The organism is Microbacterium bovistercoris, from assembly GCF_003387575.1.
Classification (GTDB): domain Bacteria; phylum Actinomycetota; class Actinomycetes; order Actinomycetales; family Microbacteriaceae; genus Microbacterium; species Microbacterium bovistercoris.
This window is the reverse complement of sequence record NZ_QUAB01000048.1, coordinates 139,964-152,620: the sequence shown is the minus strand read 5'-3', so window position 1 is coordinate 152,620 and position 12,657 is coordinate 139,964. Positions and strand designations below refer to the sequence as shown.

11 protein-coding genes are annotated in these 12,657 nt (G+C 70.8%); 6 read left to right on the top strand and 5 right to left on the bottom strand.

The genetic code is table 11. The features are described from left to right. Positions 1-23: 23 nt before the first annotated feature. The gene (locus tag DY023_RS16830; protein ID WP_116243497.1) at positions 24-1,052 is read right to left on the bottom strand and encodes an alpha/beta hydrolase family protein; all 1,029 of its coding nucleotides are present in this window, start codon (positions 1,050-1,052) and stop codon (positions 24-26) included. Next, entirely contained in the window at positions 1,049-2,470 is a 1,422-nt protein-coding gene (locus DY023_RS16825) for a M28 family peptidase (RefSeq protein WP_116243496.1), read from the bottom strand. The genes DY023_RS16830 and DY023_RS16825 overlap by 4 nt, the downstream gene beginning before the upstream one ends. An 88-nt stretch (positions 2,471-2,558) precedes the next feature. Here DY023_RS16825 and DY023_RS16820 point away from each other — a divergent pair, with 88 nt between their 5' ends. Continuing rightward, positions 2,559-3,551: an AsnC family transcriptional regulator gene (locus tag DY023_RS16820; protein ID WP_181905887.1), complete on the top strand. Its 993-nt coding sequence runs from the start codon at positions 2,559-2,561 to the stop codon at positions 3,549-3,551. 10 nt (positions 3,552-3,561) lie between these two features. Here the strand turns inward: DY023_RS16820 and DY023_RS16815 are convergent, their stop codons facing one another. Next, a complete protein-coding gene (locus DY023_RS16815; protein ID WP_116243494.1) occupies positions 3,562-4,887 on the bottom strand; it encodes an MFS transporter in 1,326 nt (441 codons plus the stop codon). Between the two features lie 307 nt (positions 4,888-5,194). Between DY023_RS16815 and DY023_RS16810 the strand changes: the two genes are divergently transcribed. Together DY023_RS16810 and DY023_RS16805 are read left to right on the top strand one after the other, a co-directional pair. Then, a complete protein-coding gene (locus tag DY023_RS16810) occupies positions 5,195-6,562 on the top strand; it encodes an 8-oxoguanine deaminase (RefSeq protein WP_116243493.1) in 1,368 nt (455 codons plus the stop codon). Between the two features lie 35 nt (positions 6,563-6,597). Continuing rightward, complete coding sequence (locus tag DY023_RS16805) at positions 6,598-8,061, top strand: nucleobase:cation symporter-2 family protein (RefSeq protein ID WP_116243492.1); 1,464 nt, start codon at positions 6,598-6,600, stop codon at positions 8,059-8,061. Between the two features lie 108 nt (positions 8,062-8,169). Here the strand turns inward: DY023_RS16805 and DY023_RS16800 are convergent, their stop codons facing one another. Then, a complete protein-coding gene (locus tag DY023_RS16800; protein ID WP_116243491.1) occupies positions 8,170-8,643 on the bottom strand; it encodes a DUF1772 domain-containing protein in 474 nt (157 codons plus the stop codon). A 59-nt stretch (positions 8,644-8,702) separates the two neighbouring features. Between DY023_RS16800 and DY023_RS16795 the strand changes: the two genes are divergently transcribed. After that, positions 8,703-9,281, top strand: a complete 579-nt coding sequence (locus tag DY023_RS16795) for a TetR/AcrR family transcriptional regulator (protein WP_116243490.1) — start codon at positions 8,703-8,705, stop codon at positions 9,279-9,281. A 75-nt stretch (positions 9,282-9,356) separates the two neighbouring features. On the opposite strand, the gene DY023_RS16790 is transcribed toward DY023_RS16795, so the two are convergent. Beyond that, positions 9,357-10,739, bottom strand: coding sequence for a glucose-6-phosphate dehydrogenase (locus DY023_RS16790; protein WP_116243676.1), 1,383 nt, complete (start codon positions 10,737-10,739; stop codon positions 9,357-9,359). A gap of 104 nt (positions 10,740-10,843) precedes the next feature. Here DY023_RS16790 and DY023_RS16785 point away from each other — a divergent pair, with 104 nt between their 5' ends. Further along, positions 10,844-12,466 carry a sodium-dependent transporter gene (locus DY023_RS16785; RefSeq protein WP_116243489.1) on the top strand — a complete coding sequence of 541 codons (1,623 nt, stop codon included), beginning with the start codon at positions 10,844-10,846 and terminating at the stop codon, positions 12,464-12,466. After that, positions 12,463-12,597 (top strand): methionine/alanine import family NSS transporter small subunit, encoded by a 135-nt coding sequence (locus DY023_RS16780; RefSeq protein ID WP_116243488.1) that lies wholly within the window; start codon positions 12,463-12,465, stop codon positions 12,595-12,597. The genes DY023_RS16785 and DY023_RS16780 overlap by 4 nt, the downstream gene beginning before the upstream one ends. The last annotated feature ends 60 nt before the right edge of the window (positions 12,598-12,657 follow it).

Genomic DNA, 12,657 nt, shown 5'->3' with positions numbered 1-12,657 from the left:
CGTCCCAGGCCCGTGGTTGCTGATCAGGCGCTCGCCCTGAGCCGTGCGGCGATCCAATCGGCCGCCTCCGACGGGGCGTGTTGCGGATGCATCGTTCCGGAGTGGTGCGTCGGCCACCACCGCGAGGTCAGGGCGACGCCGGCGCGGCGGTAGGTGCGCAGCAGCCGCGCAGAGAGCGCAGCGGGGGCGACCTCGTCGAAGCGGGCGGCGTCGATGCGCACCGGCGCGCGGAAACCGGTCAGGCCCGCCACTTCGTTCGCGCGGAACGACGCATCCAACAGGGCGAACAGCTCCCGCCCCCTGGGGCCGCCGATACGGGACGGCGCGATCCCGCCCCAGGACTCCGCGGCCGCGAGCTCGGTGAGGCACAGCCGGTCCACGTCGGGCAGGCGCTCCGCGGCGCGGGTGCTCAGGCCGTCCGCGGCGAGGAGCTCCCGCATCCGCGCGTCGGTCGTCGCGGCCCCGCTCAGCATCAGGGCGATCAGGGCCGAGACCACGCCCGACCCCGGGTAGCGGCCGGGCACCCGGCGGGCGGCACGGATGCTGAGATCCATCCGGGTGACGGGGGCGAACGCGGCGGTTCCCACCAGCCGGGTGCGTTCGTCGGCCTCCGAAGCCACAGAGGCGTGCAGCGCCGCCACCGCTCCCTCGGAATGGCCGGCGGCGACCCAGGTATCGCCCAGCCGGGCGTTGAACGAGTCGCGGGCGCGCAGCATCGCGGTCATCGACGCCGCCAGTGAAGAGCCGATCAGGTAGGGGTGGGCACCGGGGCCGCCGATGCCCTCGTAGTCGGGCCGCAGCACGACGATCCCGCGGTGGACGAGCGCCGCGCACAGCGCGTCGCCCTGCGACATGCGCCGCCACTCCCGATGCGAGGGCCCGCCGGCACTGGGGGCCGAGCGCGGCGAGCCGCCCGTGGTCATGTGCCCGTACACGACGACCGGCCAGCCGCCTGCCGGGGCAGCGCCCGACGGCACCTGCAGTTGACCCGTCTGCTCTTGCGCCGCCCCGTCGATCGAAGTCGCGGGGAAGGCGACGACCCTGCTCCTCACCAGCGCCCCCGCGGCAGCAGGCGGCGCAGGCCGGCGGGCAGCACACCGAGCCTGCGCCCGTCGCGGCGCTCCGCGTCGTCGACGACGTCGGCGAAGAAGCGCGCCACCGGCACCAGCTGGGCGCGGTCGATGCGGTCGATCGTGTCCGCGTCGTCGTACAGGTAGAGCGGGCCCGAGATCAGGCTCACCGTCGGCACGCCGCTGACGAAGGTGAACGAGGCGTCGGTGGGGATGCCCCCGGCGAAGAGCTCAAGCAGCCCGGCGCCCATCAGGCTCGTGCCGTGCAGCCCGTGGCGCCGGACGGCCCGGCCGATGCGCCAGGTGAACGCGGGACTCACATTGACGAAGATGCCACGCGGCTCGGTCTCGCCGGTGGAGGCGAAGCCGCCGTCGCGCCCCTCGACCGCCCGCAGTCCGATGTGCTCCACGGTCGCGTTCAGCACGATGTTCCAGGGGGCATCCGCGGCCAGGACATGACGGGTCGCGAACGCGCGGTGGGCCTGGTAGCCGGTGAAGTGCGTGTCGAAGGTCACGAACAGCAGCGTCTTCTCGCGCTCGATGCCGGCTGCTGCGGCGGCGCCGTAGTGCTCGGCCAGGGCGATCACCTCCGCGGTGCCCGAGGCGTCCTCGACCGCACCGGGGCCGATCGAGTCGTGGTGCGACTGGATCATCACGGCGTCCCTGGTGCGCCCGGGGAGCACGCCGATCACCGTGCGCGAGACCACCTCTGTGCGCGTGACCGTGAGCGCGAGCCGCGCCGCCGGTTCTCGGCGCAGCAGTTCGCGCAGGCGCGCGCCCTCGGCGCGGGTCACCCACGCTCCGGGGAGGGGGAACAGCGTCCGCCGGTAGTACTCGTTGTGGTAATTCCGCGAGTCGGGGTAGTCGCGCAGCACGCCGATCACCCCGACAGCGCCGGCGGCCGCGGCATCCTTCATGGTGCGCGCGAGGGAGGTGACGTAGGGGTTGCGGCTGCTCAGCACTTCCTTGCGCAGCACGCGTCGGTCGGGGTCGTGCAGGTACAGGGTGAGCGGCAGTGAATGCGCCACGGTCATGTCGAAGGTGAGGTCGAAGAGCACGATCGCACCGCGCACATCGTGCCGGCGCACCCGGTCGGCGCCGATGTCGACGACGTGGGCGCGGAGGTCGTGCTCCGCCGCGCCGGTCCAGTCGTGCGCCGGGAGCGCGGAATGCAGGATCGGCGAGCAGGCGACCGCCTCGCCGCCGACTTCGACCGCGCAGGAGTCCGCCCGCCATGAGAACGACGGCACCTCGAGCACCTCGGTGTCGAGCCCCGCCGCGGCGAAGCGATCCTCGACGTAGTGCGCGGCGCGCTCGCCGCCGGGCGTCCCGGTCGCGCGCGGCGCCATCGCGACGAGATCCTCGATCGTGGTGAAGATGGCCTCTTCGGTCATGCTCATGGCTCTGAGGCTAGGGAGAGGGCGGATGCTCGGCCTGTCGCGCCTCGAATCCTTCAGATCTCGCGCCCGGCTTCCTACGATTCGTCACATGGATGCTGTCGAATCCGACGGACCCCGGATGCTGGGCGAACTCGATCTCGCGATCGTGCACACCCTGCAGATCGATGCGCGGGCGCCGTGGACCCGTGTCGCCGCAGCCGTCGGCGCCGATGCGGCCACAGTGGCCCGGCATTGGCAGGCGCTGCGCGACGAGTCGCTCGCGTGGCTGACCGCATGGCCGACACCGGAGCGGTGGTCGTCGACCACCGACGTCGCGGTCGTGCTGCTCGACCCGCGCACGACGCCCGCCGTGATCGACGAGGTCGCCGCCAGGCCCTGGGCGCTCAGCCTCGACGAGACGTCGGCCGGATGCCTGGCGCTCGTCGCGGGCGCGGGCGGACTCCCGCTGCTCGGGGAGCGGGTGCGCGAGATCGCGGCGCTGGGTGCGCGGGTGCGGCGGATGGACGTCGCCGCGGCGATCATCGCCGAGGACTCCGAGTGGCGGCTGCGGGTGCTCTCCCGTCAGCAGCAGCGCGTGCTGCGCGACGCCGGGCGGCCCGACGAGGCGCGCCCGCCCCGTCCCGACGTCGTCGCCGAACTCGCCGAGGTGCTCGATGATGACCCGCGGATGCCCGCCGCCGCCGTCGCCAAGGCTCTCGGCGTCTCCGAGGCGACGGCCAGGCGCACCGTGGATCGCGCGGTCTTCGCCGGGCAGCTGCGGCTGGGCTGCGACCTGGCGATGCCCGCGGCGGGGTACCGCCGCGGGGCCGTGCTCTGGGCGCGGGCGGCGGATGCCGACGGGGCGGCCGGGCTCGCCGCACGGCTCCCTGAGGCGCATCGTGTGGGCATCCTCGTCGGACGCGCCCCGCTGTTCGTGTGCGTGCGGGCGCGCTCGCTCACCGATCTGCAGCGGATCGAGATGTCATGGGGGAGCGAGGTCGAGGTCGTCGACCGCTGGACGGTGCTGCGCAGCATCAAGCGCAACGGGCATCTGCTCGACGCGGAAGGGCGTTCGGCCGGGCGGGTGCCGCTGCGCTGGTGAGCGCGCCGGGTCAGCGGCCCCGGACGGTGGCGGAGCGCAGCCGGGCGTCGAGGCGGTAGCGCGAGAGCGGCACCAGGCTGATCGCACACAGCGCGGCGGGGATCACCGACACTCCCAGCACGATCGCCCACTGCGCGGAGTCCGACTGTGGCATCTCGACGCCGGCCGAGGCGACGTACCCGCCGATGCTGAGCACGAGGCCGAGCGCAGCAGGTCCCAAGGCGTAGCCGAGCAGCTCGAAGCCGGACCACACTCCCGAGATCATGCCGATCCGGTTGGTGCCGCTGCGTCGTGCGTCCTCGGCGGCGAGGTCGGGAAGCATCGCCAGCGGGAACAGCTGCGCCCCGGCGTAGCCGATGCCGACCACGCCGGCGGCGATGAGCATCGGGGTCGCGTCGCCGCTGCGAGCGGTGAGAAGTGCCAGCAGCCCGGCCGTCATGACGACGGTCGCCACCGCGAACCCGCTCTTCTTGCCGATCCGCCGCCCCAGCGCCGACCAGAGCGGGGTGAGCACGACGGCGGGGGCCACGAAGCAGATGAACGCGAGGGTCGCCACCGACGGGTCGTGCACGACGTGGCGGGCGACGTAGACGACGCCGCCGAGCACCATGCCTATGCCGACGGCCTGCAGCACGAACGACACGATCAGCGTGCGGGCGTCGCGGTCGCGCAGCACGATGGCGAGCTGTCCGAAGAGCTGCCCGCCGGCGTCCTCGGTGCGCGTCAGCGGCACCCGGCGAGTGCCCCACCACACCCCGAAGGCACCGACCAGGATGAGCACCGCCATGGTCGCGGCCATGACGCGGTAGCCCGCGATGCCGCCGAGCGCTCCGACGAGCGCGGGGGCGGTCGCTCCGGAGACGAGGATCGCGAGCGTGAAGACGATGACCCGCCACGTGACCAGCCGGGTGCGCTCGGCGTAGTCGTCGGTGATCTCGGCCGACATCGCCAGGTATGGAACCTGGAAGAACGCGTACACCGTGGCGGAGGCGAGGAACAGCACGAGCACCCAGAGTGCCGCGGCCACCGGAGGTGCGGTCGGACCGAAGAACATCGCGAGGAACGCCAGGGCGAGCAGGATTCCGGCGCGCAGGATGAACGGCCGGCGCCGGTCGCGCGGATGCCGGGAGCGGTCGCTGATGCGCCCGGCGATCGGGTTGAGGAGGAAGTCCCAGGCCTTCGGGGCGAACACGATCATGCCGGCGATGGCCGCCTCGACGCCGAGCAGGTCGGTGAGGAACGGCATGAGGATCAGCCCGGGCACGGTGCCGTAGGTGCCGGAGGCGATGCCGCCGAGGGCGTAGCCGGCCCTGGTGCGGCGGGAGAGGGCGGTCATGGTGCCGATGCTAGGGGTGGTCGGTCGATCCGCCTCGGGAGATGGGTCGGATCCGTCATGGGAGGGCGCGGCATGCCGGGGATCCATCGCCGTGGCGATGGATGGGAGTGACCTCAAATGATTCCGTTGTCCGGAATGATGCATCCGCATTTCGGAATAAATCGTTGACGGCGCGGAGTGGCGCGTGATAGACCTTGAGGAGCTTCCAGCGCCGGAGGCCCCTGGATCAGCAGACAGGGATTGAACTGAGCTGGCACACCATCGCCGGCGTGCCCGGCATCGCTGATCCAAGGATGGAGCCACCACAATGTCCGCACCGCAGCGCAGCATCTGGCTGAAGAACCCGCTCGGCATCCACACCGGCGACAGCGCCGACGCCCGCGGCGGCCTCGTCATCGCGGGCGACCGCGTGCTCGAGACGGTCCCGGTCGGGGGCGAGCCCTCGCAGCCGGTGGACGAGGTCGTCGACGCCTCGCGCCACGTGATCATCCCGGGCCTGATCAACACGCACCACCACTTCTACCAGACCCTCACTCGGGCCTGGCGGCCGGTCGTCAGCGCCGAGCTGTTCCCCTGGCTGAAGGGGCTCTACGGTGTGTGGGCGGGGCTGACCCCGCGCGACCTCGAGCTCGCGACCACCGCGGCGCTCGCCGAGCTGCTGCTCTCCGGATGCACCACCGCGGCCGACCACCACTACCTGTTCCCGAACGGGCTGGAGGAGGGCATCGACGTGCAGGTCGAGGTCGTGCGCAGCCTCGGGATGCGGGCCACGCTGACGCGTGGATCGATGTCGCTCGGCGAGAAGGACGGCGGGCTGCCGCCGCAGACCACCGTTCAGGATGCCGACACGATCCTCTCCGACAGCGAGCGGCTGATCGGCGCGTACCACGAACGAGGCGAGGGCGCCCGGGTGCAGATCGCGCTTGCGCCCTGCTCGCCGTTCTCCGTGACCACCGGCGTCATGCGCGACACAGCGGACCTCGCAGCCCGGCGCGACGTGCGCCTGCACACCCACCTCGCCGAGACGCTCGACGAGGAGGACTTCTGCCGCGAGATGTTCGGCCTGCGCACGGTGGACTACCTCGAGAGCGTGGGCTGGCTCTCGGATCGCACTTGGCTCGCGCACGGCATCCACTTCGACGACGCCGAGATCGCCCGTCTCGGTGCGGCAGGCACCGCCGTGTCGCACTGCGCCACCTCGAACATGCGTCTGGCCTCCGGCATCGCCCGCGCGGTGGAGCTCGAGGAAGCCGGCGCGCCGGTCGGGCTCGGCGTCGACGGCTCCGCCTCGAACGACGGCTCGAACATGATCCAGGAGGTGCGCCAGGCGCTCTACCTGCAGCGGCTGCGCTACGGCGCAGCATCCGTCACGCCGGAACGCGCGCTGGACTGGGCGACCGCGGGATCCGCGCGCGCCCTCGGGCGCAACGACATCGGCGTGCTGGCACCGGGCAAGCAGGCCGACCTGGCCATGTTCACGCTCGACGAGCTGCGCTTCTCGGGCAGCCACGACCCGGTCGCCGCACTGCTGCTGTGCGGCGCGGAGCGCGCCGACCGCGTGATGGTCGGAGGCACCTGGCGCGTGCTCGACGGGCAGATCGTCGGACTCGACCTGCCCCAGCTGATCGGCCACCACAGCGAGGCGGCCCGCGCGCTGCTCGCCCGCCATTCCTAAATCATCCGAAACCCCGCAACGACGAAGAGGTCGACATGAGCAAGAAGAACAACGCACCCACCCGTCCCGAGGACGAGCGTCTCCCACTCGGACCCACCATCGGCTACGGCATACAGCACGTGCTCACGATGTACGGGGGGATCATCGCCCCGCCGCTGATCATCGGGCAGATCGCGGGCCTGAACCAGGGCGAGATCGGCGTGCTGATCGCCGCGTGCCTCTTCATGGGCGGTCTCGCCACGATCCTGCAGACCGTGGGCATCCCGTTCTTCGGCTCGCAGCTGCCGCTCGTGCAGGGCGTCTCGTTCGCCGGTGTCGCGACCATGGGTGCGATCGTCACGAGCGGCGGAGGGCTTCCCGCGGTGTTCGGGTCGGTCATCGCGGCATCCGTGATCGGTCTGCTGATCGCGCCGGTGTTCGCGACCGTCATCCGCTTCTTCCCGCCCGTGGTGACGGGCACCGTGATCACCACGATCGGTCTGAGCCTGCTGCCCGTGGCGGCCGGCTGGATCGTCGGTCCGGGCAACGACGCCGCCGAGGGCGCCACGGCCGAGAACCTGCTGCTCGCCGGCATCACCCTCGTCATCGTGCTGGTGCTCAGCAAGGTCCCGGTCGGGGCGATCTCGCGGCTCGCGATCCTGCTCTCGATCGTGCTCGGCACGATCGTGGCCGTGTTCATGGGCAAGGCCGACTTCAGCGCTGTCGGCGAGGGCCCGGTCTTCGCCTTCCCGTCGGTCTTCGGATTCGGCCTGCCGACGTTCGAACTGGCCGCGATCATCTCGATGTTCATCGTGATCCTCGTCACGCTGACCGAGACCACCGCCGACATCCTCGCGGTGAGCGAGATCGTGGGCACCAAGGTCGACTCGAAGCGCATCGCCGCGGGCCTGCGCGCCGACATGCTCTCCAGCGCCGTCTCGCCGGTCTTCGGCACCTTCACCCAGTCCGCGTTCGCGCAGAACGTCGGCCTGGTCGCGATCACCGGCGTGAAGAGCCGCTTCGTGGTGACCGCCGGCGGTATCGTGCTCGTCGTGCTCGGTCTGCTGCCGGTGCTGGGCCGCGTCGTCGGAGCGATCCCGTCGCCGGTCCTCGGGGGCGCGGGCCTCGTGCTGTTCGGCTCGGTGGCGGCATCCGGCATCCGCACCCTCGCCAAGGTCGAGTACAAGGGCAACATGAACCTCGTCATCGTGGCGACCTCGCTCGCGGTCGGCATGCTCCCGATCGCCATCCCGTCGATCTACCACCAGATGCCGGCCTGGTTCGTGACCATCTTCCACTCCGGCATCAGCTCCGCCGCCGTCACCGCGATCCTGCTGAACCTGCTGTTCAACCACCTCGGAGCCCGGGCGTCGAAGGGCGCCAACAGCTTCGTGGCCGCGCCGACGCGCAGCATCCCGGTGGCGTACCTGGAGGCGTTCGAGGACGGCGACTCCATCGTGGACGGCAAGATCGTCGACCGTGACGGCAACGAGGTGGCGCTGGACCGGCCCGAGCACTGACGGCTCCGCGAGATCTCGGTGAGACCCCGGGTTCTGCACGAGACCCCCGTTCCTGACGTGGGTCTCGTGCGGAGCTCGGGGTCTCGTGCGTCATCTCGCCGCGGACGCTCAGATCAGCGCCAGCGTCGCCGCCAGCAGGGCGATGGTGACGCCGTTCAACACGACCCGCAGCGGGAGCAGCGACTCCCAGCGCGCCTGCAAGGCGCGGGCGTCGGCGGGCACCTCGCCCGCGAGGGCGGCGGCGGTCAGCGTGGTGTTGATCGGCTTCGCGAGGCGCGCGTAAACGAGCAGCCAGGTGACCAGCAGGACCAGGGCCGCCGCCGAGAGGATGCCGGAGAGGGTGGTGCCCCACAGGAAGGCGGCTGCGGCCGTGACCGCGGTGAGGACCGTGGCGGGGATGCCGACGGCGGGCATCCGGCGGTCGGCGTAGTAATGGCCGCGGCCGACCGCCTGCACCAGGGTGCGGTCGTCGAGGTCTGCGTAGACGGAGCGCTGGACCAGAAGGCCGACGACGTCGGCGCCGAAGATGACGGCGAGGCCGAGGATGGCGAGTGCTCCGGTGGCGGCGATGATGACGGTCATGATTCCTCCGTGGTCTAGATGTTAGCAACGCTAAGTGTTAGCGATGCTAATGTAACTGCATGCCCCGAGCAGCGCAAGACATCGAGCGGATCCGCGACCGTGAGCGGCAGATCGTCCGCGCGGCGCGCGAGATCGCCGAGCAGGAGGGTTGGTCCGCCGTCACCGTGCGTCGCCTGGCCGACGCGATCGGATTCAGTCAGCCGATCCTGTACCGGCACTTCCCGCGCGGGAGGGACGAGATCGTCGAGCGCGTCGTCATCGACGGCTACGCCGAGCTCCTCGCGGCGATCAGCGCCGACGGCGAAGGACTGGCGGCTCTCGTCGCCGCCTACCTCGCGTTCGCGCGGGAGAACCCCGCCGTCTACTACGTGATGACCACGGCGCGCACGGGTGTCGTGTTCGCATCCGACGAGACGCCGGAGCTCCTGCGCCAGGGGTTCGCGATGTTCGAGCGCGCCGTCGGCGGTGAGACGCCCCGCGAGCGCGCGGTGCGCGCCGAGCTGCTCTGGAGCACCCTGCACGGTGTCAGCCGGTTCGCCGCCGACGGCCGGCTCGACGCGGCACTCGACGACGTGCGCGACGAGGAGATCGTCGCACTGTTCAGCCGGTCCGCGTCCGGCTCCGGCACCGGCTCCTGAGCGAGGAGCGTCAGCGACGAGACGAAGGACGGCCTTCGTCCCTGCGTCCCTCTGCGCTCGCTCAGGGTGCGGGGGTCAGGCGGACGTCGCCCAGCCCTTCGGGCCCGTCGACCCGGCGGGGTAGTCCTCGATCGGGACGTCACCGCGGTTCCAGGCATCCCGCACCGGCTGGATGATGCGCCAGCACTGCTCCGCGGCATCCGCCCGCACCGACAGTGCGACGTCGCCGTCGAGGATGTCGCTGATGACCTCTGTATATGCCAGGAGCGTGCCCTTGCCGAGCTTGGTGGACAGCACATCGCGGCGCAGTGCGAACGGGTCGTCGCCGCCGTTCACGTTGAGCTCGAGGTCGATCCGATCGGGGCCGAGCACGAAGCGGAGCACGCCGCCGTCGTCCGGCCTGCCGGTCAGCCCTTCGGGGATGTGCCGCACCGGGCGGAACGTCACGACGATCTCGGCGTGGCGGTCGGCCAGCGCCTTGCCGCTGCGCAGCGTGAACGGCACTCCTGCCCAGCGCGCCGTGCGCACCTCGCAGGTGATCTCGGCGAGGGTCTCGGTGCCGAGATCGGGGTCCACGCCGTCCTCGTCGACATAAGACGGAACGTCACGGCGGTGCTCCTTGTCGCCGATGGTGCCGGCGGTGTACCGGCCCCGGCGTGACGAACGCACCGGGTTGTCGTCCCAGATCACCGTGGCGCGCAGCGCTGCGGCCATCGCGTCGCGCAGGTCGATCTCGTCGAGGTCGGCGGGCTGCTCCATCGCCAGGATCGCCAGCACCTGCAGCAGGTGGCTCTGGATCATGTCGATCATCGCGCCGGCCCGGTCGTAGTACCGGGCCCTGTTCTCCAGCGCCAGCGACTCGTCGTAGCGGATCAGCACGGACTGCACGTGATCGGCGGACCAGACCGGCTCGACCAGACGGTTCGCGAACCGTACGCCGATCACGTTCAGGAGCGTCGAACGCCCGAGGAAGTGGTCCACCCGGAAGATGCGCTTCTCCGGCACCAGCTGCTGCAGCAGGTCGTTCAGCTCGCGGGCGCTCTTCTGGTCGCTGCCGAACGGCTTCTCCAGCGCCAGCACGGTGTTCTCCGGCAGCTTCACGTCGCGCAGCACCTGGCATGCTGCGACGGCGACCGCCGGCGGCAGCGCGAAGTAGATGACCAGCGGCCCTTCGACGCCCTCGACCAGTCCCGCGAGGGCGTCGCGATCGGTGACATCGGCCTTCGTGTACGTGGTGCCGGCGACCCGATCGAGCTGGGTCGCGGCATCCGCCGACGTGAACGCGGTCTGCACCGCCTCCTGCCAGCGCTGTGCGCTCCAGTCGTCCGATCCGGCGCCGTGCAGCGCGAGCCTGCGGGCGGGCTCACGGCGCAGCAGTTGGCCGATGGCGGGCAGCAGCAGGCGCGAGGTGAGATCGCCGGAGGCGCCGAGGATGAGCAGCGTGGTGTCCCTGGACATGCCTTCACGATAGGCGGCCGGATGCTCGTCGGCGAGTGCGGATGCTCGAGTCCGCGTCGTCGCGACCATGTCTCCGGCGGATCGCATCGGGTAGTGTCCCGCACATGGCGAACGCAATCACCGACGCTCCGAAGAGGGAAGCCTTCGCATCCCGGAACGTGTTCATCCTCTCCGCCATCGGCTCCGCCGTCGGCCTGGGCAACATCTGGCGCTTCCCGTACGTCGCCTACGAGGGCGGCGGCGGGGCGTTCCTCATCCCCTATCTGTGCGCGCTGCTGACGGCCGGCATCCCGCTGCTCTTCTTCGACTACGCGATCGGACACAGGTTCCGCGGGTCGGCGCCGCTCGCGTTCCGGCGGATGCACCGGGCGGCCGAGCCGCTCGGATGGTGGCAGGTGCTCATCTGCGTCATCATCTCCGTCTACTACGCGGTGATCATCGCCTGGGCCGCGATGTACACCTGGTTCTCCGCGCAGCTCTCCTGGGGAGCGGGCAACGAGAACGACTTCTTCTTCACCGAGTTCCTGCAGATGGGCGACGTCGCGAAGGACGGGGTCTCCACCGTCTTCGTGCCGCAGGTCGGCATTCCGCTGCTCGTGGTCTGGGCGGTGGTCGTCGTGATCATGGCGCTCGGTGTGAAGCGCGGCATCGGCAGGGCGAACACGATCCTGATGCCGCTGCTGACCGTGATGTTCATCGTGCTCGTCGTGCAGTCGCTGTTCCTGCCCGGCGCGATGGAGGGGCTCAACAGCTTCTTCACACCCGACTGGGCGGCGCTCGCCGACCCGGGTGTGTGGGCCTCCGCCTACGGACACATCTTCTTCTCGCTGTCGGTCGCCTTCGGCATCATGGTGACCTACTCGTCGTACCTCAAGCGCAGGACCGACCTCACCGGCTCCGGCCTCGTCGTCGGTTTCGCCAATTCCGCGTTCGAGATCCTGGCGGGCATCGGCGTGTTCGCGGCGCTGGGCTTCATGGCGGCCGCGCAGGGTTCAGCCGTCTCGGAGGTCGCCTCCTCCGGTATCGGCCTGGCCTTCATCGCTTTCCCGACGATCGTCTCGCAGGCGACAGGCGGATCGATCATCGGCGTGCTGTTCTTCGGCGCGCTGGTGTTCGCGGGTGTCACGTCGCTGATCTCGGTGCTCGAGGTGATCGTGGCGGCACTGCAGGACAAGCTCGGCTGGGGCAGGGTGCGCACCACGATCGCCGTCACCGTCCCGCTCGCGCTGATCTCGATCGCGCTGTTCTCGACGACCACCGCTCTGGCGGTGCTCGATGTCGCGGACGCCTTCGTCAACTCGTTCGGGATCATGGCGGTCGCGCTCGTCGCCGTCGTCGTGGTCGCCTGGCTGCTGCGCCGCCTGCCCATGCTGGCGGAGCACCTCAACCGGCGCTCGAGCTTCCGGGTCGGGCGGGTGTGGATCCTGCTCGTGGGCGTGCTCGCGCCGGTCGTGCTCGGCTACCTGCTGGTCAACGAGATCATCGCCAAGACCGCCGAGCCGTACGGCGGTTATCCGGCGTGGTTCCTCTGGGTGTTCGGCTGGGGCATGGTGCTCGGCCTCGTCGTGGTGGCGCTGCTGCTCTCCGCGCTGCCATGGAAGGGCAGGTCGCGTGCGAAGCTCGACCCCGAGTACGACAGGTTCCTCGCCGAGGAGCAGTATGAACCCGACGCCGAGACCGGCGCCGTCGCGGTGAGCACGACGGCGGAGAAGGGAGCGGGAGCATGACCCCCACCGCCGTCGTGATGATGATCATCGCCACGCTGACGATCTGGGGCGGCCTGGTCGGGGCGATCGTCAACCTCGTGCGGCACCCCGAGGTCGCCGAGGACGAACCGTCGCCCCCGGTCGAACTCTGAGGCGTCGCAGCACAGACGACGGATGCCGCGACCGATCACGGCCGCGGCATCCGGGGTGCA